This is a genomic window from Brucella tritici (assembly GCF_902825325.1).
GTDB lineage: Bacteria > Pseudomonadota > Alphaproteobacteria > Rhizobiales > Rhizobiaceae > Brucella.
The window spans coordinates 169,891-193,780 of record NZ_CADEAR010000009.1; the positions used below are offsets into that span (position 1 = coordinate 169,891).

A 23,890-nucleotide genomic window follows, 5' to 3' on the forward strand; every position below is an offset into this window, starting at 1 on the left:
TTTCTTGTTTAAGCGCCCCATGTCCGCTCAAGGACATTGATCCAGTTTCCGTGGGCCAGCTTAACGATGGAAGCATCATCATAGCCATGTTTGCGGAAGGCTTCTATGACGAGCTGGAGATCGCTCACATCGCGAAGTGTCGAAGAAATCGTGGTGCCGTCAAAATCGGAACCCAGAGCCAGATGGTCGATCCCAATGCGATTGACGATATAATCGGCATGGCGAACAAGCTCCGTCAAATCCGTGTTTGGATCGCGTTTTCCGTCTTCACGCAGGAATGAAACGCCGAAGTTAAGTCCGACAAGGCCGCCAGTATCGCGAATGGCATCCAGTTGTTTGTCGGTCAGATTGCGGCTTTGCTGGCAAAGAGCGTGAGCATTGGAATGCGAAGCCACCAGCGGCGCATCGGAAATCGCCGCGATGTCCCAAAACCCTTTCTCATTCATATGGGAAAGATCGACCATGACTTTGAGTTCATTGCAGACGCGAATGAGTGCTTTGCCATGATCTGTGAGGCCGGGGCCAATGTCCGGCGACGCCGGAAACCGGAACGGGATACCATAAGCAAATATATTCGGACGGCTCCATACCGGTCCGAGCGTTCTCAGGCCGGCCTCATACAAAACATACAGGGCGTCAAGGTCTTCGCTAAAGGCCTCAACACCTTCGATATGGTACACTGAAGCGAAAATGCCCTTGGCAAAAGCATCGCGTATATCGGCAGCCGTGCGGCAGATGCGGACCGTGCCTTCCGATGCCCGTTCGATCTTCAGCAAGATCGCCGACATGGCGAGCGTTGCCTTCATCGCATCCGTCTGGCTTGGCGTTGCCAGATTGCCATTGGCATCCAGTTCTCGTGAAGGCGAGGGCACATATACTGCGCAAAGACCGCCGCCCAGCCCACCCTTCTGGGCGCGTGGAAGGTCGATATGTCCGACTTGCTCGCCTTGAAGAAAACGCTTTTCCGGCGCGGAAGCATCAGATGACCATAGGCGCAGCAGCACGTCGTTGTGGCCATCGAAAACGGGGATTTTCTGTTCTGTCGCCATGGGGGAGCCTTCTCAAATCAAATCCAGGATTCAAAAAGGGGTGATGGACCCAAGCGAGAAGAATTGCAAATGCGATTTCGGTCAATCGCTATGACCACACTGCATGAGCAGCGATTCTTTCAAGCAAAAGGTCTCTTTTAGTTTGTCCTCATGCAAACTCTGCATAGGGAATGCAAAATTCTGCATTGGCCCCTGCCTCCGCCGACGTGATAGCGGGAAGCTGGAAAAATGTATCCAGAGATAGAACGCTGTCGATATGGCTCCCGATAACTGGGAGCCTTTCAGAAAGTGTTGCAAGAGGAGCTCTCAATGATTTCAAGACGCGGTTTTCTGGCGGGCGCAGCCGCCGTTCCTTTCCTGTCCTATGCCAGCATTTTGCCTGCAATAGGAGCCGGGCGTCAGGACATTCTGGTTGTGGCCCAGCAGCTCGACAACATGACCAGTCTTGATCCGCATGAGAGCTTTGAAGCTGTCGGCAGCGAAATCTGCAACAACATGTATCAGCGTCTGGTACATCCAAGTCTTTCCAATCCGGATCAGGTGGAAGGCGGCGTTGCTGTTTCCTGGGAAGCCGACGCTGACGGAAAAGTCTTCACCTTCAAGATCGATCCGAATGCAAAATTTGCAAGCGGCGCACAGATCACAGCTGAGGATGTTGCCTTCTCGCTGCAACGCGCGATCAAGATGAACAAGGGCCCGGCTTTCATCATTGGCCAGTTCGGTTTCACGCCTGAAAATGCGGAGAAGAACATCGTTGCAACTGATCCGTCGACATTGACTCTGACGGTTGAGCAGTCAACGTCGCTGCCTTTCCTGCTGTACTGCCTGTCGGCCAGTGTCGCCAGCATTGTGGAAAAGAAGACTGTTCTGGAGAATGCCTCCGGTGACGATCTCGGTAACGGCTGGCTTCAGAAGAACAGCGCCGGTTCGGGTGAATGGGTTCTCGTTTCCTGGAAGCCGAGCGAAAGCATTATGCTGAACGTTAATCCGCATGGCGCATACAAGGGCAATGTGAAGCGCATCCTTTTGCGTCACGTTGCGGACCCGTCCTCGCAGCTTCTCATGCTCCAGAAGGGGGACGTCGATATTGCACGTAACCTCACTACCGAGCAGCTTCGCGTTCTGGATGGCGATGAAAGCTATAATCTGGTGCGCAAGGGTGTCGGCGGTTTGATGCTGATGTCGCTCAACCAGAGCGTGGAAGTTCTTGCCAAGCCGAAAGTCTGGGAAGCAATCAAGTGGGCCGTGGACTATGATGGCATCCAGAAGAATATCGTGCCGCTGAATTACAAGGTTCACCAAAGCCTCGTTCCTGAAGGTTTTCCAGCAGCACTGAATGAGAATCCGTTCAAGAAGGATATTGCCAAGGCGAAGGCTCTGCTTGCCGAAGCTGGTGTTCCCGATGGCTTTTCGATCAAGATGGATCACTATTCGGCACAGCCGAGCCCCGATATCGCACAGGCGATTCAGGCAAGCCTTGCCGAAATCGGTATCAAGGTAGAGCTGCTGGCTGCTGAAAATCGTCAGGTTCTGACGAAGATGCGCGCTCGTGAACACCAGATGGCATTGACTGTATGGGGGTCGGACTATTTCGATCCAAACACCAATGTCGATGTCTTCTGCAACAATCCGGATAATTCTGATGATGCGAAGACGAAGCCTTTTGCATGGCGCTCGCACTTCCAGAATGAGGATTTCTCCAAGAAGTCCCTTGCTGCGCGTGATGAACAGGACCCGGCAAAGCGCGTGAAGATGTATGAAGATCTGCAGCGCGAATTCATGAACAACAGCCCGTTCATCATCATGATGCAGAAGTTCGAGACGGCCGCCTGCCGCAAGGATGTTACCGGAATGCGTCTTGGCGTCCTGTCCGATTCTCATTCCTATGCAGGGATCGCCAAGGCGTGAAGAAAAGCCTCAAGAACCTGACCGGTATCCTGAGCAGCGTGTTGATCACGCTGTTCGGGCTTATGGTTATTACTTTCATGATCGGTCGCGTCATGCCGGTCGATCCTGTTATCGCTGCCGTGGGCGACAACGCACCCGAGGCTGTTATTCAGCGTGTCCGTGCGGAGATGGGCCTTGATCAGCCGCTCGTGGTCCAGTTTGTGCACTATGTTGGACAGGTGCTGCACGGTGATTTCGGCAACTCTATTCTGACCCGAAATCCGGTGACGCAGGATATCGCTCGCTATTTTCCCGCGACGTTGGAACTGGCAACGGCGGCACTTCTTGTTGCGGCGCTTGTCGGCATTCCACTAGGTGTTTGGGCTGCTGTCCGACAAGGTTCCATCGTCGATCAAACGATCCGCGTGATCTGTCTTGCGGGGCACTCAGTTCCGGTTTTTATGCTGGCCCTGATTTCACTTCTGGTCTTCTATGCGACGCTCGATATCGCACCGGGACCTGGGCGGCAGGACATCATCTATGAGGGCATGATCCCCCACGTTACCGGTCTGCTCACGATCGACAGTCTCATTGAGGGGGACTGGGATGCGTTCTGGGACGCGGTCTACCATATGGTGCAGCCGGTCCTGATTCTCGCATATTTCAGTATGGCGTATATCACGCGTATGACCCGCGCCTTCATGCTTGATGCGCTCAAGGGTGAGTTCGTGATTACGGCACGTGCGAAAGGTCTGTCTCTCACCTCTGTCATCTGGAAACATGCTTTCCCGACGGTTGCCGTGCAACTGGTGACAGTTCTAGCGCTCACCTATGCAGGTCTGCTGGAGGGGGCTGTCGTGACCGAGACTGTCTTCAGTTGGCCTGGCCTCGGCCAGTATCTGACCGTGTCGCTGATGAATGCCGATATGAATCCGGTTGTGGGTGCTACGCTGCTCATCGGCATCATCTATGTCGGGCTTAATCTGCTCGCCGATATCCTCTATAAAGTTCTGGATCCGCGTGTCCGATGATTTTTGCCAATTTTCATAACTGGGCGCTGGATGAATCGCCCGCTTCCCGCTCTCAGGCCAATTGGGGCAGGCGCTATCGCATCTGGGTAAACCTGCGTGCTAATCCGCTCGCGATGATTGGTCTTTTTATCATTGTCGCTTTCGTCGTTCTGTCACTGGCCGCGCCGTTGCTGGCGCCGTACGATCCGAGTGTCCAGGATCTCGGTAATCGCCTTTCTGCTCCAACTGCAGCGCATTGGTTCGGAACTGATGAACTTGGCCGCGACATTCTTTCGCGCATTCTTTACGGCGGCCGCGTTACCCTCGGAATGGTTATCGCCGTCGTCATTCTCGTCGCACCCATTGGACTCTTCATCGGTTGTATCGCTGGTTATTTCGGCGGCATTGTGGATACGGCGTTGATGCGTGTCACGGATGTCTTTCTGGCGTTTCCGCGATTGATCCTTGCGCTTGCCTTCGTGGCTGCACTGAAGCCTGGTGTCGAAAGCGCTGTGCTTGCAATCGCTTTAACCGCATGGCCACCCTATGCGCGTCTGGCGCGTGCGGAAACAATGACATTGCGCAAGAGCGATTTCGTTGCAGCCGCCAAGCTGACTGGCGCTTCGCCTTTCCGTATCATTCTGCGCCACATCATGCCGCTTTGCGTACCGAGCGTCATTGTACGCATTACGCTAGACATGAGCTCGATCATCATAACCGCAGCAAGCCTTGGCTTCCTCGGAATGGGCGCGCAGCCGCCATCGCCCGAATGGGGTGCGATGATCGCTACCGCCAAGCGCTTTATCTTCGAACAATGGTGGGTTGCCACCATCCCCGGCATCGCGATTTTCCTCGTATCGCTCGCCTTCAATTTCCTCGGCGACGGTCTGCGCGACGTGCTCGATCCGAAGCAGAATTGAGAGAACAGATGCTGGTTGATATTAAAAATCTGCAGATCAGCTTTGAAACGCGCACCAGCCGTTTCGATGCTGTGCGCGGGATCTCCCTTCAGCTCGGTCGTGAAAAACTGGGCATCGTGGGCGAAAGTGGTTCGGGTAAGTCTTTGACCGCGCGGGCCCTCATGAAACTGCTGCCGCCAATCGCCGAAGTGAAGGCCGACAAGCTTTCATTCGATGGCATCGACATTTTGTCAGCCACCGAACGTGGCATGCGTCAGATACGCGGCAAGCGAGCGGGCTTTATTCTTCAGGACCCCAAATATTCGCTTAATCCGGTAAAGACCATTGGCGTGCAGGTGGCTGAAGCGTGGCGCACCCACAAAGGCGGTAGTAAACGTCAAGCGATGGATGCTGCGGTTGATCTTCTCGATCAGGTTATGATCCGTAATCCGCGTGAAGTGGCAAAGCTTTACCCGCATGAAGTTTCGGGCGGCATGGGCCAGCGTGTCATGATTGCCATGATGCTTGCACCCGATCCGGAACTGCTCATTGCCGACGAACCGACATCTGCGCTCGATGCCACCGTTCAGGCAGAAATTCTTCGCCTGATCGACGATCTGGTTTCCAAGCGCGGAATGGGACTTCTCCTTATCAGCCACGATCTTCCACTCGTGTCGCATTTCTGCGACCGCGTCATGGTCATGTATATGGGCCGGGTCATGGAGGAATTGAAAGCTTCCGAGCTTGTGCGCGCAGAGCATCCCTATACGAAGGGACTTCTCAATTGCATTCCGTCACTCATGCATCCCCGTGATCGATTGCCGGTTCTCAATCGTGAAGAAAGCTGGCTGAATTCATGATAGTTATTGATCAACTGCGCATCAGCTTCAACGAGCGTGAAGTCGTCAAGGGTGTATCCTTCAATGTCGAGAAGGGCGGGAGCTTTGGCATTGTTGGCGAAAGCGGCTCCGGCAAATCCACCATCCTGCGTGCAATGGCTGGTCTCAACGAGCAATGGAGTGGCCGCATCGCGTTTGATGGCAAGGATGTTCCCCCGAAGCGCACACCTGCCTTCTTCCGTCAGGTGCAGATGGTGTTTCAGGACCCCTTTGGATCACTGCATCCTCGCCAGACCATCGACCGTATCCTGAGCGAGCTTCTGCTGGTTCATGGTATCGGCGATATCGACAAGCGTATTGAGAAGGTTCTTGACGAAGTCGCGTTGCCGAAAGCTGCGCGGTTCCGTTTTCCGCATCAGCTTTCGGGTGGCCAGCGCCAGCGCGTGGCTATTGCTCGCGCCTTGATTGCCGAACCGGAAGTTCTGTTGCTGGACGAACCGACCTCGGCGCTCGACGTCTCGGTACAAGCTGAAATTCTCAATCTTCTCGCGGACTTGCGCGCGGAAAAGAATCTCACTTATGTGCTGGTGAGCCACAATCTCGCTGTGATAGCGCATCTCTGCCCGCAGGTGGGGGTGATGCAACACGGCGAGATGGTGGAACAGCTTAGCGCCGAAGATTTGCGCGCCGGGCGAACAACACATCCGCATACCACAGAATTGCGCGCGCTAAGCGTCAATCTGGAAGAACCTGCCTGACGGAGTTTTCATGTCAACGCATGCTGACTGGAACGCGGCCTCGCTTGCCGCGAAAGTCTTTTCGAGAACGTGGGCCAAGGATGAGCCGGGCGGCGTTATCATCGGCTTCGGCCCAGACGGTGTTAAGTTTGCCTATGCGAGCGGGCTTGAAAGCCTTTCCACAGGTGTACCGTTTACGGCGAATACTGTTGTTCGCTATGCATCAGTCACGAAACATGCGTTCTGTGCGATGGTTCTCAAGCATAGCGATATCATCAGCCTCGAGGATCGGCTGGGAGACCATCTGCCGGAATTGCAAAGTCCGCTAGCCGATGTCACCGTCGGTCGCGCGCTCGACATGACTGGCGGTCTGCCTGACACGCGGGAATGCCTCACCCTTCTGGGGCTGTCGGTTTACACAGAGACGGAAGCTAGTCAGCTTCTGGATTATCTTGCCTCTCTGAACCGTCTCAATTTCGATGCGGGTTCGGAGATTTCCTATTCCAATACAGGCTACCGTCTGGTGGAAGCCGCGCTGGAGCGGAAGGGGTTTCGCTTCAAAGATTTCGTGAAGTCGGATATTGTTGCACCTCTCGATATTTTCATGGAAGCGCCGGACGTGTGGAATGATCCGGTCGCAGGTTTGGTCCCCGGTTACTGGAAGTCCGGCGAGAAATGGCAGCTCAGCTCTGCTGGTCTGCATATTTCGGCTTCTGGCAGCTTGACTGGGAGCGGCATGGCGCTGACCAAATGGGCGCAGGCGCTCGTCAATGGCGAGGGGCCTTTCAAAGGCTTGCTCGATAAGCTGTCAGCCGATCGCCATCTTGCTGACGGACGGGTGACCGGTTACGGGCTTGGATTGCGGTGGAACGTAGTGGCTGGCAAGCGCTTTGTTGGACATGGTGGCTCGCATCCCGGCTACAAGAGCTACTTTTTGCTCGATCCAGCCGCGAAAACCGGCATGATTGTTGTTTCAAATCGTGAAGACGCCAACACTTATAAGATGGCGCGCGATTGCATGGCCGCACTCAACGGTTTGTCACTGCCGGAGACCAACGGCACGATCCCAGACGGGCTTTATGTGACGGAGAACGGGCCGTTCTGGCTGGAAATGCGCAATGGCATAGCTAACTGGCTCGATTCCGAAGACACGCTTTACGATATTGGCGATGGCTGGTTCTCATCCCTGTCGCCATCTTCACCAGTTCAGCTCCGCTGGACGGGTACGGATTTGGAAGGCGAGATAGGCTATGTGTCTCGCCGGTTGAAGCCGGTCACAGTAAAACCTATCTGCCGGGAATTCGACGGCCACTGGCAGGCGTCGCCCTATGGCGCCAGTTTCGATATCAAGGATGGCCACCTCATCATGGGCATAGGTCCTGTGCGCCGTGCCATGCCGCTGGAAGATTTCGGCCAGGGGCGCGCGCTTTTCACGTTGCATGACGGTCCGTGGACCAAGCGCGTCTGTTTGCATAAACTTGATGATAATCGTGTTGAACTGGTTTTAAACCGCAGCAGAATGATTGAATACGTCCGTTAAATTTGGACATCCGAACGTTATAAATGCGGCGGAAGGGTGACCTTACCGCTGCGCCTTGCATTGTGATAGCTTTCGACAATTGATTCCGAATGTGAGGTGGCGTGATGCTGGAACGGATGATCGATCAGGGTGTAGGTCGGGAGCCCGCCGACATCGTCTTGAAGAACGGACGTTTCTTCGATCTCGTAACAGGAGAGCTTGTCGAAAGCGATGTAGCGATCTGCGGCGACCGAATTGTCGGCACATTCGGCAATTATCAGGGCAAGCGTGAAATCGACATTTCCGGGCGGATTGCCGTGCCTGGATTTATCGATACGCACCTTCACATAGAATCCTCGCACGTAACGCCACATGAGTTTGACCGGTGTGTATTGCCGCAGGGCGTCACTACGGTGATCTGCGATCCGCACGAAATTGCAAATGTGCTGGGTGCAGAAGGCATAAAATTTTTCCTCGATAGTGCGTTGGAAACCATCATGGATATTCGCGTGCAGCTTTCGAGTTGCGTGCCAGCGACCCATATGGAAACGTCTGGCGCTAAACTCCTGATTGATGATCTGTTGCCTTTTGCTGACCATCCCCAGGTGATTGGACTTGCAGAATTCATGAATTTTCCAGGTGTTCTGGCGAAAGACCCAGAATGCATGGCGAAGCTCAAGGCGTTTCAAGGGCGGCACATCGATGGCCATGCACCTCTTCTGCGCGGTTTTGATCTGAATGGCTATATTTCCGCAGGCATTCGTACCGAACACGAGGCGACAACTGCGGAAGAAGCGCTCGAAAAGATGCGCAAGGGTATGCATGTGCTAGTGCGTGAAGGGTCTGTTTCCAAAGATCTAAAGGCGCTTATGCCGATTATGACCGAGCGTCACGCACAGTTTCTGGCGCTATGCACGGATGACCGTAATCCGCTGGATATCGCCGATCAGGGACATCTGGATTATCTTATTCGTACGGCAATTGCAGGCGGTGTTGAGCCGATTGCCATTTATCGAGCCGCGAGCATTTCTGCGGCACGTGCTTTCGGTCTTTTCGACCGCGGCTTGGTTGCGCCGGGCCAGCGCGCCGACCTCGTTGTAGTGGATAGTCTCGAAGGCTGTCACGCAGAAATCGTGCTGTCTGCAGGTAGGGTGGTTTCAGACGATTTATTTGCCACTCGTCAGCCTGTTGCTCCTGTCGGGCGCAATAGTGTCAAGGCACCCAAAGTCAGCGCATCCAGTTTCCGTTCTCACTCAAACAGCGGGAAAACCCGTGCAATCGGGATCATTCCCGGCAAGATTATTACCGAGAGCCTCGAATTCGACCTCAAGGTCGGACCGAACGGCGTCGAGCCTGATTTCGAAAAAGATGTCGTCAAGATCGCCGTTGTCGAACGTCACGGCAAAAATGGAAATATTGCGACCGGCTTTGTGCATGGATTCGGCTTGAAATCGGGTGCTATCGCCTCAACCGTCAGTCATGACAGCCATAATATCTGTGTGGTGGGCACATCCGACGAAGATATTGCGGCGGCTGCAAACCGTTTGGGTGAAATTGAAGGTGGTTTTGTCGTCGTGCGTGATGGCAAGGTGTTGGCTGAAATGCCTTTGCCCATTGCCGGATTGATGAGCGCCGAGCCATACGAAACCGTTCGCGACCAGCTTCGTGTGCTGCGTCACGCAGCCGAAGAACTGGGCTCGGTTCTGGAAGAGCCATTCTTGCAACTGGCCTTCATCGCCCTGCCAGTGATCCCGCATCTCAAGATTACCGACAGAGGTCTCGTGGATGTCGATAAGTTCGAGTTTGTTGGCAACTGATTAGTGCAGGCCGCCGACACCCAGCAGTTCTTCGACAGTTTGTTGGTTTTCGCCGAGTTCTGCCGATGTACCTGACCACGCGATGCGCCCACGTTCCAGTATGATGACATGATCGGCAAAGTCGAGCGCGCTCTGGATACGTTGCTCGACGAGCAGGATCGTCATGTCGCCCTTTTGCGCCAAGGTTGAAAATGCGGTCATCAGTTCTTCGCAGATGACGGGAGCAAGCCCTTCCAGCGGCTCATCCAACAGAAGCACCGTCGGTCGCCCGAGAATGCTCCGCGCGGTGGAAAGCATCTGTTGTTCGCCGCCGGAAAGTTGTGAGCCAAGATTACTGCGTCGCTCCTTCAGACGCGGAAACATCGCATAGGCTTCTTCTAGCGCATCCTTTGGCCGGTTCTTGAGGCCAACGAAGAGGTTTTCTTCGACGGTGAGGGTTGGAAAAACATCCCGAGTTTGCGGTACATAGCCAAGACCGGCAATTGCGCGCGCCGCCGATGGAAGCGTGGCTATATTCTTCCCACTCAGCAGAATTTCACCGCCATAACGACGGGTTTGACCTGCGATGGTAGCAAAGAGGCTGGTCTTGCCGACGCCGTTGCGGCCCAGAATGGCAAGCCGCGATCCCGGTTCCGCCTTGAATGAGACGTCCTCGATGACGCGTGTCGGGCCGTAACCGGAAGAGAGGTTGCGAACTTCAATTGAGGCGGCACTCATTGTGCATAGCTCCCGAGATAGGCTTCGCGGACGCGAGCGTCCTGCACGACATCTTCTGGCAATCCGTCAAAAATTACGGTTCCGGCGGCGAGCACGACCACGCGCTTTGCAAAGCGAAAAACGAGGTCCATGTCGTGCTCAATCATTAGAACTGCGAGATCTGCCGGCAGACGATCGAGCGCTTCTTCAATGCGACCCGTATCGCTTTGCGGAACACCAGCGGCGGGTTCATCAAGCAGTAGCACTTTGGGACGAAGCGCCAAAGCAAGGGCAATTTCCAGAAGCCGCTGTTGGCCATATGCGATATCGCTCACCCTTAATTGCCTTAGATGCAGAAGCCCGAGCGCTTCAAGAATATCGCGAACCTCATCCATGACTTCCGGCATGTTGCTATAGTTGCCGAGAATGCGTCCCGTCTTGCCTTCGCGTTGCAGGACAGCGAGAGCCACGTGTTCTTCGGGCGTCATGTCAAAAAAGAGACGGGTAACCTGAAATGAACGCACCAGCCCGCGTCTGACACGTTGCATGGCGTTAAGTTTGGAGACATTCTCGCCGCCCAATGCCACGGTGCCGGAGGTCGCCGCGAGGTTGCCTGTAACAAGATTGACGAAAGTGGTTTTGCCCGCGCCGTTAGGACCAATGAGGGCGACACGGTCGCCTTTCGCCATGCTAAGCGATACATCGTTCGTGACCGCCAGACCGCCGAAATTCTTGCGCAGTTTCGTTACTTCAAACACTGTGCTCATTTGTGATGCGCCTTCTTTTCGAAGTAATAGGCCACGGTTCCATAGAGGCCGCGCGGCGCAAACAGCACGACGGCGATCAGCAGGGCGCCAACCATCGTAAGCCAGTGGAAGGGGTTTGCAGCAGAGACGAGGTCTTCGAACCACATGAATACAACTGTGCCAATCAGCCCGCCGAACAGCGATCCGGTGCCCCCCAGAACCAACATGACAAGGGCTTCCGCTGACATGGTGAAGCTGAGGCTATCGAGGCCAACGACCTGAGTGGAAATTGCGTTGAGCGCGCCGCCAATGCCGGCGACAGCACCCGAAATGACATACATACGAAGCTGCGTGGACTGAACCGAAGCGCCCATCGCATGAATGCGAGTCGGGTCTTCTTTCACTCCCCGGCAAAGCATGCCGAAGGGTGAGCGTACAACATAACGCAGGAAAATGAAGGAAACGAGCAGCAGGACGACAGCGTAGATATAGACTGTATGTCCGTAGAGATCGAACTCGAACATGCCGAAAATGGGATCGGGCGAAATGCCGCTTAGCCCATCGCTCCCGCCAGTCCAATTTGATGCTTTATTGGCGGCTTCGTGGAACAGATGAACAACGGCGATCGACAGAACGAGTTGTGCCAGTCCATGAGCGCGCAGGATGATCGTACCGGAAATAAGCCCGGTGATGGCGCCTGCAACAAGACCGATAAGTGTCATTAGTATCGGGTCGGTAATACCGAAATGGGCAGCAGCGATGCCAGCACCATAGGCACCAGCTCCAAACAACGCAGCGTGACCAAGCGTTGCTATACCGCAATAGCCTGTCACGAGGTCGAGAGACAAGACAAGTAGGGCAATGGCAATAATGCGGGTCAACAATGCCAGATTGTCGGGGAACAGAAACCAGCCAACCACGCTGGCCGCAGTAATGGCCACGACGCCAATGAGACCTGCATAGGAATGACGAGGTTGGGAAAGATTTTGCGTCATATCGGTCATTTCCGGGCCAGCCTTCCTGCAAGACCGCGCGGGAATAAGGTCACAATGACGATCACCGCCAGATAAAAGAAGAACTCGCCATATTCCGGTGCCAGATAACGACCGGTTGTATCGATTGCACCGAGCAGAAGACAGGCAATCAACGCTCCCGGTATGGAGCCTGCACCGCCAACGGAGACGACAACCAGAAATGTCACCATGTAGCGGAGTGCATAATAGGGTTCGACGGGCAAAAGTTCGGCACCAACAACGCCGCCGAAAGCTGCGAGCCCGATGGCAAGCGCAAAGCTGATCGCGTAAACAATTTCAGTCCGCACGCCGAGGGCTGCCGCCATGTTGGCATTGTCGACGGCAGCTCGCAGTTTCACGCCGAAGGCTGTTCGTTCGATGATGTACCAAAGGCCGAGAGCCACGGCGAATCCGCATCCGATTGCAAAGACGCGATGTTTCGCAATGGAGCGAAAACCAAGGTCAACCGATCCACGCAACATTTCAGGCAAAGGAATGGTCTTCAGCGTCGGTCCGAATATATAATTGGTGAGACCGATGATGCAGAAAGTGATGCCGATGGTCATCAGCACCTGTGTCAGTTCAGGCGCCCCATAAATGCGCCGATAGAGCAGTCTCTCCACCGGAACGGCGATTATCATCGTGCCGACAACGGCGATGATGATCGCAAAGCCGTAATTGAGGCCAAGCTGCTGGGCAGCATAGGATGCGAAGTAGCCGCCGATCATTGCAAATGCGCCGTGAGCGAGATTGACGACGCGCATCAAGCCCATGGTGACTGAAAGGCCGATGGAAATGACGAAAAGCACCATGCCATAGGCGAGGGCATCGACAGCAATGCTGAGCACAGTCTGCATTGAGTGGTCCTGTTGGGCGTACCCCCAAAAGCGGAAAAGGGCTTTCGGGGTACGTGTTAAAATACGCAGTTATGAGCCACGAGCATGCATGCTTTAAGGCTGTTCAGCCATCAAGACGTTGACTATTGAATGCCAGAGCTACTGAGCTTTTAGGCCGGGGTCGCCCTGCTTCTCGAAGGTCTGGATTTCTTTGTTATAGTACGTGCCGTCATCAGCTTTGGCGACTTCACGCAGATAGATGTTCTGCGTCATATGACGGCTTTCAGGGTCGATGGATACAGGGCCGCGGGGGCTAATCCATTCCATGCCTTTCACGGCCTCGACTGCTTTTTCAGCATCTTTTTCACCGCCAGTCGCTTCGATCATCTTGTAGATGACATGCATGCCGTCATAAGCGCCGACTGAAGGGAAAGACAACTCCACAGGATTGCCGATAGCCTTTCGGGCTTCCTCGACAAACTTCTTATTCTCCGGCGAGTCGTGCGAGACTGCGTAGTGGAAAGTCGTAAGAACACCGAGAGCATTCTCTCCCAGTGCCGGAAGATCAGATTCCTGTGTTAGATCGCCAGGAGCGAAAAGCTGGATGCCGGAACCCTTCAACCCGTTGTCGACATAGGACTTCATAAAGCCAAGCGTCGTTGGGCCGGATGGCAGAAAAGCAAAAACGCCTTGCGCGCCGGAATCCTTGATGCGCTGCATGATCGGACTGAAATCGTTCGTAGCGAGCGGCATGCGAATAGCTTCAACCACTTCGCCGCCAGCCTCCGTGAACGCTGCCTTGAAGGCGTTTTCCGCATCCACGCCCGGCCCATAATCGCTCACAACCGAGATGACTTTCTTTACACCCTTATCGAGTGCGACCTTCGCAATCGGGGTTGATGTTTGCCATGTGGTGAACGATGTACGCACCACATAAGGGCTCTTCGTTACGATGGATGAGGTGGCGGCATTCATGACCACCATTGGCACATTGCCCTGTTTGAGAATGGGCGTAACCGCCATGGCGTCAGGGGTGAAGTAAAAGCCGGCGAGATATTGCACGCCTTCCTTGACCACGAGTTCCTGCGCAAGCGCCTTGGACTGCGCTGGATCAGCCTGCGGCACATCACGATAAACGATCTCGACAGTGTCATCGCCGATCTTGTTGCCGTGCTCGGTCATATAAGCGTCGATGCCAGCCTTGAAGTTCTTCCCCTGAAGAGCAAACGGGCCTGAAAATGGGCCGATGACACCGACCTTCACCACATCGGCATAAGCTGCTGATGTTGCAAGTGAAAAGACCGCAAGCGCGGTTAATGTGATTTTCTTCATGTTCTCCTCCCTATCGCCCACCATTCCCGCGCGTGACCGTCTTGTCGCAACAGGGAATGTCCTGATTTCAGCATGCCTATCTAATTGGTCATGTAAAATGAAAAATTCCTTATAAACGATATCCAGATGGTTATGTGTCCGAGGATTGCTCGCTTCCGATCCGAACCACCTTATCGATCAGGGTTGATGCAATCTTGAGAGCACTGCCTGTCGACGCAACGATTTGTGGCAGGATCATCCATTCGATCATCCAGGCCGAGCCGGAGCGCTCCTGCTCGTGCACCATTGCCTGATGAAGACCACCCATTTGGGCTGCATTGAAACGGGCAAGGCTGACCAGTATCTCTGCCGACACCGGATTTTGCTTGTGGGGCATGGCGGATGAACCGCCGCCGCCTGTCAAGGATAGTTCTGTACCCAGTTCAGCCATGAGCGCAATATCTTGTCCAAATTTACCAAGACTACCCGTAATCAGCGAAAGCAGATTGCCGAACTCGACAATGAAAGCCCGCTGGCTATGCCATTGTGGGCTATGGTGCAATCCAAGTTTATCAGCCAGCAAAGCACGTAAAGCTGGTGCCTGATCGCCGAATTTTTCAAGCGTTCCAACGGCTCCTCCGAACTGCACAGGAAAGGCGATGGTATTCAGTTTGGTCTCATAAGCACCAAGCGGAATTTTCCAGCTTGAGATGCGGTCGGATACGTTGATCGGGATAGCGGGCTGCATGCGCGTATAGCCGGTCAAGATATTCTTTCCGAACGCCGTTTCAAGCAAATCGAAACGTATCGTGAGTTGCTGAATTCGCCTATGGAGAATTGTACCGACGCGCTTCAACCGCAAAATCAAGCTCGTATCGATGACATCCTGGCTCGTCGCGCCGAAATGAACATACTCGCCATAATTCGTTCCGACCGCCAGACGCAGTTCTTTTACGAATGAAGGAATGACAACACCGTCCCGCGCAGTCGCTTTTGCCAGATCGGACAGATTGGGCTCAAATGTTTCTACGGCTTGCGCGATTGCGCGTCCGGCTTCTACTGGTATGAGACCCAAGGCAGCTTGCGCTTCAGCCAGAGTCGCTTCGAAGCGAAGCATCTGCATAATGTCAGCTGCCGCCGTAAAAAGGCTTAGTATCTCTTCGTCGTCGCCGAAAAGCTGCGCCAGAAATGGATGTTCGAAGACCGAGATGCTCATGCGTTAAATATCGAAAAAGACGGTTTCTTTATCGCCCTGCAAGTGAATATCGAAATGATAGACGCTATCCTCACGCTGACCGATCAGGGTTTGCACGCGGCTGCGATGTTCGATGCGTGCAAGAACAGGGTCCTCTGCATTGGCATCGGTTTCATCGGAAAAATACATCCGCGTTTGCAAGCCGAGATTAATGCCGCGGGCTACAATCCACAAGGTGACGTGTGGCGCCATAAGGCGGCCATCTTTGAAAGAGACGCGGCCAGGCTTGATCGTCTCGAAAGTAAATTCGCCTGTATCCATATGGCTCGGGCAACGGCCCCAACCACGAAAACCAGCGTCGGCCTTCCCTGTAGTTTCGGAAGGGCTGTTATAAAGGCCTTTCGCATCCGCTTGCCATATTTCGACAAGCGCATCGCGGAGTGGCGCGCCCATGCCGTCAATCACATGGCCCTTGATAGTGATGCGCTCGCCAGCGGTCTTCTCACCATAGAGAGGACCGGAGCCGAGATCTTGCTCAAATACACCGTTGATGCCGACAAAGTTGGGGGTCAGTCCGATATGGACGTAAGGCCCAGCTGTCTGGGAGGCGGTTTCTTTCAGATAGCCGAGAGGTTGAACCATATCAGTTGCCCTCCGGGCGATTTTCAAAGAAGGTCGAACGGCGTCCACGCAACACGATGTCGAATTTGTAAGCGAGCATGTCCATCGGCAGATTAGCGTTCATGTCCAGAGGTGCTACCAGCCGTTCGATAGCGGTTTTATCCGGAATGGTTTTGACGATCGGGCAAATCCAGATCAGCGGATCACCTTCGAAATACATCTGTGTGATGAGGCGCTGCGCAAAACCATGGCCGAACACCGAGAAATGAATGTGAGCAGGACGCCAGTCGTTCACGCCATTCGGCCAGGGATATGGGCCGGGCTTGATGGTCTTGAACCAGTAATAGCCGTTCTCGTCGGTAATCGTGCGACCGACGCCACCGAAGTTGGGATCGATGGCTGCGAGATAGGTTTCTTTCTTATGGCGATAGCGCCCACCTGCATTGGCCTGCCAGAACTCCAGCAAGGCGCCAGGAACAGGACGGTTACTTTCGTCCAGAACACGGCCGTGAACAAGGATGCGTGGACCTATCGGCATTTCGCCAGGGCGCGCATAGTTGAGGATAAGGTCGTTATCCAGTTCTTGCAGCATACTGTGCCCGAATACCGGGCCGGTAATTTCACTTTTGGTGCCTTCTAGCGAAAGCAGAGCACGGGTAGGTGAGCGGAGTACAGAGGTTTTGTACCACGGGGTATAAGCCGGTGGATGCATGGACAGATCGCGAGCAAAGAATGGAGTCGTCTCCGGCAGACTGTTCTTCATTTTTTAGCTTCCTCCGCTTCCATCTGCGCATAGGTCTGCTTGGCGATCTTGAATGCGTGGTTCGATGCTGGAACCCCTGCATAGATTGCGACATGCATCAATGCTTCGCAGATGTCCTCCTTTGTGGCGCCTGTATTTTTTGTGGCACGTATATGCATGGCGACTTCGTCGTCTTGCCCTAATGCCGCAAGGAGCGCTATCGTCACAATGGAACGTTCCCTTTTGGTCCAGCCAGGCCGCGACCAGACCGTTCCCCATGCGGCTTCCGTTATAAGCTCCTGAAATGGGGCATCAAGGTCGGTTGCGCTGTTCGAAGCGCGATCCACATGCGTATCGCCCAAAACCGAACGGCGCACATCCATGCCGATCTTGTAACGTTCTGACAGCACGGCATTATCAGCCATGGTTGTTCTCCATGCTAGAATCTGTTTGAAATAAAGTTACGCAGCAGCGAGACATAAGCATCTGGCTGTTCAACGCAGGGAATATGGCCGCTGGCAGCGATATCTGCGAAGTCGGCTTCAGGAATAAGGCTTGCCAGTTCGCGCACCAGAGTAGGCGGCGTGGAGCCGTCCTGATCGCCGACCAGACAGAGTGTCGGCACTGAAATACTCTTGGCTGCTTCGGTTAAATCCACATCACGCAGCGCAGCGCAGGTGGCCGCATAGCCGTCGAGCGGTTGTCGAATGAACATATTGCAATAGGCCCGATAAGCGGGATTATCAGAGCGCCGATAGACCGGCGTGAACCAGCGCGGCATCGTTGCGTCGAGGATGCTTGCCAGACCGTCCTGCTGAATAGCTGCTATACGAGCATCCCACATCTCTGCAGTGCCGATTTTATGCGCGGTATTTGACAGGACGAGCCCTGTCACCAGATCTGGTCGCGCTGCATAAACACCCTGTGCAATCAGTCCGCCGACAGAAAGGCCGCAAATGATTGTCCGCTTTATCGATAGCCTGTCGAGTAGCCCAACGAGATCGGCAGCGAGCAGTTCGATAGTGTAGGGAGTGTTTCCGATATCTGAAAGGCCGTGACCGCGCTTGTCATAAACGAGTGTCGATATGTCGTTGTGCAGGCGTGTGCGAACTTCATCCCAGATGCGGAAATCAGTTCCGAGTGAATTTATGAAAACCAGAACGGGCTTTTCGTCTGCTACCCGTTGAAAATCATAATGAACAACGATGTCGTTTATGTAGGCAAACTGCACGGCTTTCTCCTCTTATGCAGTACTGTCACGCTTTAAACTGGTTAAGTAAAATGATATTATTGCCAAAAATCATAACTACAGGGTTATAGTTAAGTGATTGGGAACAGGGTCAAGTTTCGTCATCTTCATACGTTTGTTGAGGTTGCGCGACAGAAAAGTGTGGTCAAAGCCTCCGAAATCCTGAGTATCAGCCAGCCTGCTGTTACCAAGACAATACGTGAGCTGGAGGAGATTCTTGGCGTTCCTGTGATAGAACGTGATGGTCGCGGCATAAGGATAACGCGGTTCGGCGAAGTATTCTTGCGCCATGCGGGGACGGCGCTGACGGCCTTGCGGCAAGGACTGGATTCCGTCTCCCAAGAATTGGATGGATCAGGACCACCCATCCGTATCGGTGCATTGCCGACGGTGTCGACCCGCATCATGCCGAAAGCAATGAGCTTGTTTCTTGCTGAGAGAACATCCAGTCGGGTTAAAATCGTGACGGGTGAAAATGCGGTTCTTTTGGAGCAGCTGCGGGTGGGCGATCTAGATCTGGTCGTTGGGCGCCTCGCTGCGCCTGAAAAGATGACAGGGTTTTCATTCGAACACCTTTATTCTGAGCAGGTTCGGTTTCTTGTGCGGTCCGGGCATCCCCTGACTGATGGACGTGCCGTTTTTGAAAACCTGGCCAACTATCCGGTTTTGATGCCGACACGCAATTCGATCATTCGCCCGTTTGTGGATCGATTGCTGATTACAAACGGCATCGGTGCCTTGCCTGTTCAGATTGAGACGGTGTCTGATGCTTTCGGACGTACATTCGTCCGTGACAGTGATGCTGTATGGATTATTTCGGAGGGTGTTGCGGCAAGAGACGTGTCTGAAGGCAAGCTTGTTGCGCTCCCAATTGATACAAGCGAGACAACTGGGCCGGTAGGGCTAACCATGCGTACAGACATGGTGCAGACAGCGGCGATGCAAATTCTAATCCAGACATTGCGTGAGGCTGCCGGTTTTAAGTCGTAGAAATCAACACGGTCAGCTACCTCAAAAAGTAGCTGACCGCGCTAGAAGCGAGAAGTTCTGGCCGGAACTTCTCGCCGGGGGTGACGATAATCAGAATTCTATATCAATGCCAAAATAAAACATCAGTTTTTTATGTTACTCTTAAGCAATAATAGATGGATTTTGATAGTATTAGCTTTATCTGAATTGTAGTGTTCATCCTTAAAACGGTAGTCCTACATAGTTTTCAGCAAGTGCCGTCGAAGCAGCTTCCGACGTGCAAAAATAATCGAGCTCTGCTTCTTGTACTTTCTGATCGAATAGAACCATATCTGGAAACCGGTGCAGCATCTTGGTCATGGACCATGAAAAGCGCTCAGCTTTCCAGATACGCGCGAGCGCCTTGGCAGAATAAACGCCGATGCCCGCTTCCGAACTATCCAAATAAAACTCTCTCAGTCCTTCATAGAGATAGTGCACATCGCTGGCAGCAAGGTTTAATCCTTTTGCTCCAGTAGGAGGAACAATATGGGCGGCATCACCGACAAGGAACAGCCGTCCGAAGCGCATCGGTTCAGCCACGAAAGAGCGCAGAGGCGCGATGGATTTCTCGAAAGAGGGGCCAGTTGCCAGAGCCTCGGCATGATGCTCCGGAAGACGTCGGCGCAATTCATCATAAAAGCGCTGGTCACTCCAGTCGTCGATTTTTTCGTCAAGCGAACATTGAATATAGTAGCGGCTGCGTGTCAACGAGCGCATGGAACATAGTGCAAAGCCGCGTTCGTGGTTCGCATAAATCAGTTCATGAGCGACTGGTGGAATATCTGCCAGTATCCCCAGCCAGCCAAATGGGTAAATCTTTTCGAAGGTTTCGATTGCCTTGTCCGGTACGGATTTGCGACTTATGCCGTGATATCCGTCGCACCCGGCGATGAAATCGCAATCTATCCGATGGGGTCTGCCCTCTTTCTCATAAGTGACATATGGCGATATCGTATCGAAATCATGAGGTGTTACGTTGGCGGCTTCGTAAATGCTAGTCGTATTCGACTTTCGCCGTTCATCCATGAGATCATGCGTCATTTCGGTCTGGCCATAAACCGTAACGCGCTTACCGGTCAATTTATGCAAGTCGACGCGGTGGTCCCGTCCGCCAAAGGCGAGCGAGAAGCCGTCGTGAGGTAGTCCTTCGACGTGAAGGCGCGCTGATGCTCCGGCTTCATCCATTAGATGCACAGTGCCATCTTCTAGTACGCCCGCACGAACACGACCCAGAATGTAATCCTCGCTGACGCGATCCAGTACGACATTGTCTATTCCGGCTTTTGTCAGAAGTTGGCCGAGGAGCAGGCCGGACGGGCCAGATCCAATGATTGCGACCTGAGTGCGCATATGTTCCTCCCAATGCAAGTCCGCCTTTATTCTTTAGCGAACCTTCAATCTGGCAATGGATAATTCCGGCAATTTATTGTACAAATCGAACATTATTGGAGGGCGCGTGTCGGATAATTCTGTTCCAACATACGAGCTTTATGGAGAAGAAACCGAGCAGAAGCCAGATTTCTGGCTGCATTGCGAAACGCTTTTCTCTCGATCAAGCTTGCACAACTTCGAGATCACCCTGCATCGTCACGAAAGTTTTTTTCAACTCTTGTACATTGAAGGCGGTGAGGGACACGCAAATTTCGATGGCATCGTCCGCTCCTTCCAGACACCATGCGCTATTCTGGTGCCGCCCGGTTTCAATCATGGGTTTGCATTTTCAAGAGATATAGTTGGGCATATCGTGACGATTTTGATCCCTCATATACCGTTTGCCGGAGGCGGCGCCGGGGGTATGATGGCGGAGTGGCTGATGCAGCCGCAACTGATATCGATGGCAGGCCTGAGCGATGGAGAGTTGATCTTACTTTCCTCTCTTCTGCGGCAAGTTCAAGATGAGTTTCACGCGAGAAAACCATATAAAAACAGTTTGCTGGAATCTCTTGTTCAAGCCGTATTCGTTTACATTATGCGACATGCATATTCTTCAAATCTCTCAAAGCAGGAAGATCGCCAGATATATGGGCATGCTCGCATCGAGCGTTTGCAGGAATTGATTGACCGCTATTATCGAGAACACAAACCTGTTTCGTTCTATGCGAAATCACTGGGTGTTTCATCGACGCATCTTAACCGGACTGTCAAAAAGCTGACAGGAACAACGACGCAAGACATGGTTGCAAAGAGGCTCATTGAGACGGCTAGGCGTGATTTGATTGCCATGCCGTCGTCGGTGCAGCATATTGCCTATAGCCTTGGTTTTTCAGATCCCGCATATTTTTCACGCTTCTTCCTGAAGATGACAGGCGAAACACCGCGTACATTCCGCTTGAGGGAACGTGAGCGTTTGGCCGCTCTGGATTCCTCATCATAGAATAAATTGGATTTTTCATCCTCCACGGTTATCTTAGCAAGCTACGCAAATCCGACTGGATCTGAAGCATCGCGGGCAGGAAGCGTTCCACCAGTTCACTTGTTTCGATATGGGCCACGGGTGCCCCGATGTTGAGTGCTGCGACCACTAAACCTCGATGATTGAAGACAGGGACTGCGATGGAGCGCAGTCCAAGTTCCAGTTCCTGATCGTTGATTGCATAACCTTGACCACGAATAATTGAGAGTTCTGCCATGAGTGGGCCAATCTCCACTTTCGTAAATGGCGTCAATGCTTTCAGTTCAGTGCGTTCGAGAAGCGCCTGCGCCTGCGGTTCAGGAAGCCACGCCAGAAGTACCCGCCCCATTGAAGCGCAGTAGGCTGGTAGCCTGCTTCCGGCCATGAGGTTGATGGACATTACGCGCATTTGTGAGGCGCGCGCGATATAAACGATTTCCGTTCCATCCAGAACGGATGCCGATGCACTCTCGCCAACTGTATCGGAGAGCCGATCCAGATGCGGCTGTATGATTGTCGGCAATGGTGTCGAAGAAAGATATGCATGTCCAAGCCGTAGAATCCTGGGCAGAAGCATGAAAAACTTGCCATCATATTCAGCATAGCCGAGTTCGGCGAGGGTCAACAGACATCGTCGCGCGGTTGCGCGATCAAGGCCGGTAATTTTCGAAACGTCCGCTATTGAAAGACGTGGCTGGTCCTCACCAAACGCTTCGATGACTTTCAGTCCTTTGGCAAAGCCTCCAATGAAATCCGTTTCGCGCATGAGATCCCCTTAGTCTGCGTTGTTAATTTGTGCGATATATGAACAAATGTCAAATAGCGCACAAAATGTTTGACCCTTTGCCGACGCGGTGGCTAACTCCAGCCTAATTGAAGCTGGAAGCGCTTAGTCAGGAATGTCGAGCTTTCCGGTATGGAGGTGAAATGGACAAGACAATCGGAAGTCTGGCTGAGGCTGTCGCCGGAATAGATGATGGGGCAACCGTCATGATCGGGGGATTTGGTGGCTCAGGTGCGCCAATAGAATTGATCCATGCCCTGATTGACAAAGGGCCGAAGAATTTGACTGTGATCAACAACAATGCAGGCAATGGGCGCATCGGTATCGCGGCCATGATCGATGCCGGGATGGTTCGGAAGATGATCTGTTCGTTTCCACGGTCTTCTGATCCGCGCGCTTTCACGGACAAGTATATTGCCGGTGAAATCGATCTTGAACTAGTGCCACAGGGAACACTTGCTGAACGCATCCGCGCGGGCGGTGCCGGTATTCCTGCCTTCTATACACCAACGGCCTATGGCACGGAGCTTGCCGAGGGTAAGATCACAGTCGAATTTGATGGAAAACCTTATGTGCAGGAACGTTGGCTGAAGGCCGATTTTGCGCTCATCAAAGCACATCTTGGCGATATTCATGGCAATCTGACCTATCGCATGGCCGCTCGCAATTTCAATCCGCTTATGTGTATGGCCGCAGCCGAAACGATTGTGCAAGTATCTGAAATCGTTCCGCTTGGTAGCATTGAGCCAGAAAATGTCATCACACCGGGCATTTTTGTCGACGGTGTCGTCGAAGTTGCAAATCCGCAGCAGGAAGAAGAACTCATTCGCGCGGGAGTGACCTACGCATGACGATCGATACTCACGAGGACATTAAATTGTCCAATGCCCAGATTGCATGGCGCGCCGCACAGGATATTCAGGATGGTGCCTATGTAAATCTCGGAATCGGTTTCCCGGAAATGGTCGCCCGTTATCAGCCGGAAGGAAGGGAAGCTATTTTTCATACGGAAAACGGTATTTTGGATTTCGGTGAAGCGCCGCCCGAGGGTGAAGAAGACTGGGACCTGATCAATGCTGGCAAGAAGGCCGTCACGCTGAAGCCTGGCGCGGCATTTTTCCATCATGCCGATAGCTTCGCAATGGTGCGTGGCGGCCATCTAGATGTTGCAATCCTGGGTGCCTATCAGGTTGCCCAGAATGGCGATCTCGCGAATTGGCGGGTAGGGGCCAAAGGTGTGCCAGCGGTTGGTGGTGCGATGGACCTCGTGCATGGCGCGAAACAGGTCGTCGTCATTACAGAGCATGTGACCAAGAAAGGCGAGCCAAAGCTGGTCGAAAAGTGCACTTTTCCGCTAACCGGCGTCGCATGTATCACCCGCATCTATACCAGTCATACGGTGATCGACATCGACAAGGGGCGTTTTGTGCTGCGTGAAAAGCTGGCCGCTATGACCCTGGAAGACCTTCAGGCCATGACCGGCGCGAAGCTTCACATCGATGGCCCTGTTGCCGATCTTGTTGTCCCTGAGTTGTGA

Annotated in this window: 23 protein-coding genes and 1 pseudogene; 11 read left to right on the plus strand and 13 right to left on the minus strand. The window is 53.4% G+C overall.

Features of this window, described 5'->3' with window-relative positions; translation table 11 throughout:
- Positions 1-8 precede the first annotated feature (8 nt).
- Positions 9-1,049 (minus strand): dipeptidase, encoded by a 1,041-nt coding sequence (locus tag HWX93_RS14900; RefSeq protein WP_176037786.1) that lies wholly within the window; start codon positions 1,047-1,049, stop codon positions 9-11.
- Positions 1,050-1,358: 309 nt separating this feature from the next.
- Here HWX93_RS14900 and HWX93_RS14905 point away from each other — a divergent pair, with 309 nt between their 5' ends.
- The 7 genes and pseudogenes from HWX93_RS14905 (at position 1,359) to ade (ending at position 9,757) form a co-directional block, all read left to right on the plus strand.
- Complete coding sequence (locus HWX93_RS14905; protein WP_176037787.1) at positions 1,359-2,957, plus strand: ABC transporter substrate-binding protein; 1,599 nt, start codon at positions 1,359-1,361, stop codon at positions 2,955-2,957.
- Entirely contained in the window at positions 2,954-3,967 is a 1,014-nt protein-coding gene (locus tag HWX93_RS14910; RefSeq protein ID WP_176037788.1) for an ABC transporter permease, read from the plus strand. The genes HWX93_RS14905 and HWX93_RS14910 overlap by 4 nt, the downstream gene beginning before the upstream one ends.
- Complete coding sequence (gene nikC / locus HWX93_RS14915; protein WP_109986523.1) at positions 3,964-4,866, plus strand: nickel transporter permease; 903 nt, start codon at positions 3,964-3,966, stop codon at positions 4,864-4,866. The genes HWX93_RS14910 and nikC overlap by 4 nt, the downstream gene beginning before the upstream one ends.
- Positions 4,867-4,874: 8 nt before the next feature.
- Positions 4,875-5,705 (plus strand): ABC transporter ATP-binding protein, encoded by an 831-nt coding sequence (locus HWX93_RS14920; RefSeq protein ID WP_176037789.1) that lies wholly within the window; start codon positions 4,875-4,877, stop codon positions 5,703-5,705.
- Positions 5,702-6,442 carry an ABC transporter ATP-binding protein gene (locus HWX93_RS14925; RefSeq protein ID WP_176037790.1) on the plus strand — a complete coding sequence of 247 codons (741 nt, stop codon included), beginning with the start codon at positions 5,702-5,704 and terminating at the stop codon, positions 6,440-6,442. The genes HWX93_RS14920 and HWX93_RS14925 overlap by 4 nt, the downstream gene beginning before the upstream one ends.
- Before the next feature lie 10 nt (positions 6,443-6,452).
- Positions 6,453-7,961: a serine hydrolase domain-containing protein gene (locus tag HWX93_RS14930; protein ID WP_176037791.1), complete on the plus strand. Its 1,509-nt coding sequence runs from the start codon at positions 6,453-6,455 to the stop codon at positions 7,959-7,961.
- 55 nt (positions 7,962-8,016) lie between these two features.
- A pseudogene (gene ade / locus HWX93_RS14935) lies at positions 8,017-9,757 on the plus strand (adenine deaminase).
- Here the strand turns inward: ade and HWX93_RS14940 are convergent.
- The 10 genes from HWX93_RS14940 to pcaD form a co-directional block, all read right to left on the minus strand.
- A complete protein-coding gene (locus HWX93_RS14940; RefSeq protein WP_109986528.1) occupies positions 9,758-10,474 on the minus strand; it encodes an ABC transporter ATP-binding protein in 717 nt (238 codons plus the stop codon).
- Positions 10,471-11,220, minus strand: coding sequence for an ABC transporter ATP-binding protein (locus tag HWX93_RS14945; protein WP_109986529.1), 750 nt, complete (start codon positions 11,218-11,220; stop codon positions 10,471-10,473). The genes HWX93_RS14940 and HWX93_RS14945 overlap by 4 nt, the downstream gene beginning before the upstream one ends.
- Entirely contained in the window at positions 11,217-12,203 is a 987-nt protein-coding gene (locus tag HWX93_RS14950; protein ID WP_109986530.1) for a branched-chain amino acid ABC transporter permease, read from the minus strand. The genes HWX93_RS14945 and HWX93_RS14950 overlap by 4 nt, the downstream gene beginning before the upstream one ends.
- Positions 12,200-13,069, minus strand: a complete 870-nt coding sequence (locus tag HWX93_RS14955; protein ID WP_109986531.1) for a branched-chain amino acid ABC transporter permease — start codon at positions 13,067-13,069, stop codon at positions 12,200-12,202. Before HWX93_RS14955 ends, HWX93_RS14950 begins: the two co-directional genes overlap by 4 nt.
- A gap of 138 nt (positions 13,070-13,207) precedes the next feature.
- A complete protein-coding gene (locus HWX93_RS14960) occupies positions 13,208-14,380 on the minus strand; it encodes an ABC transporter substrate-binding protein (protein WP_109986532.1) in 1,173 nt (390 codons plus the stop codon).
- Positions 14,381-14,510: 130 nt separating this feature from the next.
- On the minus strand, positions 14,511-15,575 hold the full coding sequence (locus tag HWX93_RS14965) for a 3-carboxy-cis,cis-muconate cycloisomerase (protein ID WP_176037792.1): 1,065 nt from the start codon (positions 15,573-15,575) through the stop codon (positions 14,511-14,513).
- Positions 15,576-15,578: 3 nt separating this feature from the next.
- Positions 15,579-16,196 (minus strand): protocatechuate 3,4-dioxygenase subunit alpha, encoded by a 618-nt coding sequence (gene pcaG, locus HWX93_RS14970; protein WP_109986534.1) that lies wholly within the window; start codon positions 16,194-16,196, stop codon positions 15,579-15,581.
- 1 nt (position 16,197) lies between these two features.
- Positions 16,198-16,938: a protocatechuate 3,4-dioxygenase subunit beta gene (gene pcaH, locus HWX93_RS14975; RefSeq protein WP_176037793.1), complete on the minus strand. Its 741-nt coding sequence runs from the start codon at positions 16,936-16,938 to the stop codon at positions 16,198-16,200.
- Positions 16,935-17,342: a 4-carboxymuconolactone decarboxylase gene (gene pcaC / locus HWX93_RS14980; protein ID WP_176037794.1), complete on the minus strand. Its 408-nt coding sequence runs from the start codon at positions 17,340-17,342 to the stop codon at positions 16,935-16,937. Before pcaC ends, pcaH begins: the two co-directional genes overlap by 4 nt.
- Before the next feature lie 14 nt (positions 17,343-17,356).
- Complete coding sequence (pcaD, locus tag HWX93_RS14985; protein ID WP_176037795.1) at positions 17,357-18,148, minus strand: 3-oxoadipate enol-lactonase; 792 nt, start codon at positions 18,146-18,148, stop codon at positions 17,357-17,359.
- A 93-nt stretch (positions 18,149-18,241) separates the two neighbouring features.
- Between pcaD and pcaQ the strand changes: the two genes are divergently transcribed.
- A complete protein-coding gene (pcaQ, locus tag HWX93_RS14990; protein ID WP_176037796.1) occupies positions 18,242-19,156 on the plus strand; it encodes a pca operon transcription factor PcaQ in 915 nt (304 codons plus the stop codon).
- A 201-nt stretch (positions 19,157-19,357) separates the two neighbouring features.
- Here pcaQ and pobA read toward each other — a convergent pair whose 3' ends face one another.
- Positions 19,358-20,527 (minus strand): 4-hydroxybenzoate 3-monooxygenase, encoded by a 1,170-nt coding sequence (pobA, locus tag HWX93_RS14995; RefSeq protein WP_109986539.1) that lies wholly within the window; start codon positions 20,525-20,527, stop codon positions 19,358-19,360.
- A 106-nt stretch (positions 20,528-20,633) separates the two neighbouring features.
- Between pobA and HWX93_RS15000 the strand changes: the two genes are divergently transcribed.
- Positions 20,634-21,551 (plus strand): helix-turn-helix domain-containing protein, encoded by a 918-nt coding sequence (locus HWX93_RS15000; protein WP_235969114.1) that lies wholly within the window; start codon positions 20,634-20,636, stop codon positions 21,549-21,551.
- A gap of 28 nt (positions 21,552-21,579) precedes the next feature.
- On the opposite strand, the gene HWX93_RS15005 is transcribed toward HWX93_RS15000, so the two are convergent.
- Positions 21,580-22,335 (minus strand): IclR family transcriptional regulator, encoded by a 756-nt coding sequence (locus HWX93_RS15005; protein WP_176037798.1) that lies wholly within the window; start codon positions 22,333-22,335, stop codon positions 21,580-21,582.
- 161 nt (positions 22,336-22,496) lie between these two features.
- Here HWX93_RS15005 and HWX93_RS15010 point away from each other — a divergent pair, with 161 nt between their 5' ends.
- Together HWX93_RS15010 and HWX93_RS15015 are read left to right on the plus strand one after the other, a co-directional pair.
- On the plus strand, positions 22,497-23,204 hold the full coding sequence (locus HWX93_RS15010; RefSeq protein WP_176037799.1) for a 3-oxoacid CoA-transferase subunit A: 708 nt from the start codon (positions 22,497-22,499) through the stop codon (positions 23,202-23,204).
- The gene (locus HWX93_RS15015) at positions 23,201-23,890 is read left to right on the plus strand and encodes a CoA transferase subunit B (RefSeq protein ID WP_176037800.1); all 690 of its coding nucleotides are present in this window, start codon (positions 23,201-23,203) and stop codon (positions 23,888-23,890) included. The genes HWX93_RS15010 and HWX93_RS15015 overlap by 4 nt, the downstream gene beginning before the upstream one ends.

Bases quoted from the DNA above. Each gene is read 5' to 3' on its own strand.
- HWX93_RS14900 (WP_176037786.1), bottom strand. From the start codon at position 1,049: ATGGCGACAGAACAGAAAATCCCCGTTTTCGATGGCCACAACGACGTG.
- HWX93_RS14905 (WP_176037787.1), top strand. From the start codon at position 1,359: ATGATTTCAAGACGCGGTTTTCTGGCGGGCGCAGCCGCCGTTCCTTTC.
- nikC (WP_109986523.1), top strand. From the start codon at position 3,964: ATGATTTTTGCCAATTTTCATAACTGGGCGCTGGATGAATCGCCCGCT.
- HWX93_RS14920 (WP_176037789.1), top strand. From the start codon at position 4,875: ATGCTGGTTGATATTAAAAATCTGCAGATCAGCTTTGAAACGCGCACC.
- HWX93_RS14925 (WP_176037790.1), top strand. From the start codon at position 5,702: ATGATAGTTATTGATCAACTGCGCATCAGCTTCAACGAGCGTGAAGTC.
- HWX93_RS14930 (WP_176037791.1), top strand. From the start codon at position 6,453: ATGTCAACGCATGCTGACTGGAACGCGGCCTCGCTTGCCGCGAAAGTC.
- HWX93_RS14940 (WP_109986528.1), bottom strand. From the start codon at position 10,474: ATGAGTGCCGCCTCAATTGAAGTTCGCAACCTCTCTTCCGGTTACGGC.
- HWX93_RS14945 (WP_109986529.1), bottom strand. From the start codon at position 11,220: ATGAGCACAGTGTTTGAAGTAACGAAACTGCGCAAGAATTTCGGCGGT.
- HWX93_RS14950 (WP_109986530.1), bottom strand. From the start codon at position 12,203: ATGACCGATATGACGCAAAATCTTTCCCAACCTCGTCATTCCTATGCA.
- HWX93_RS14955 (WP_109986531.1), bottom strand. From the start codon at position 13,069: ATGCAGACTGTGCTCAGCATTGCTGTCGATGCCCTCGCCTATGGCATG.
- HWX93_RS14960 (WP_109986532.1), bottom strand. From the start codon at position 14,380: ATGAAGAAAATCACATTAACCGCGCTTGCGGTCTTTTCACTTGCAACA.
- HWX93_RS14965 (WP_176037792.1), bottom strand. From the start codon at position 15,575: ATGAGCATCTCGGTCTTCGAACATCCATTTCTGGCGCAGCTTTTCGGC.
- pcaG (WP_109986534.1), bottom strand. From the start codon at position 16,196: ATGGTTCAACCTCTCGGCTATCTGAAAGAAACCGCCTCCCAGACAGCT.
- pcaH (WP_176037793.1), bottom strand. From the start codon at position 16,938: ATGAAGAACAGTCTGCCGGAGACGACTCCATTCTTTGCTCGCGATCTG.
- pcaC (WP_176037794.1), bottom strand. From the start codon at position 17,342: ATGGCTGATAATGCCGTGCTGTCAGAACGTTACAAGATCGGCATGGAT.
- pobA (WP_109986539.1), bottom strand. From the start codon at position 20,527: ATGCGCACTCAGGTCGCAATCATTGGATCTGGCCCGTCCGGCCTGCTC.
- HWX93_RS15005 (WP_176037798.1), bottom strand. From the start codon at position 22,335: ATGCGCGAAACGGATTTCATTGGAGGCTTTGCCAAAGGACTGAAAGTC.
- HWX93_RS15010 (WP_176037799.1), top strand. From the start codon at position 22,497: ATGGACAAGACAATCGGAAGTCTGGCTGAGGCTGTCGCCGGAATAGAT.
- HWX93_RS15015 (WP_176037800.1), top strand. From the start codon at position 23,201: ATGACGATCGATACTCACGAGGACATTAAATTGTCCAATGCCCAGATT.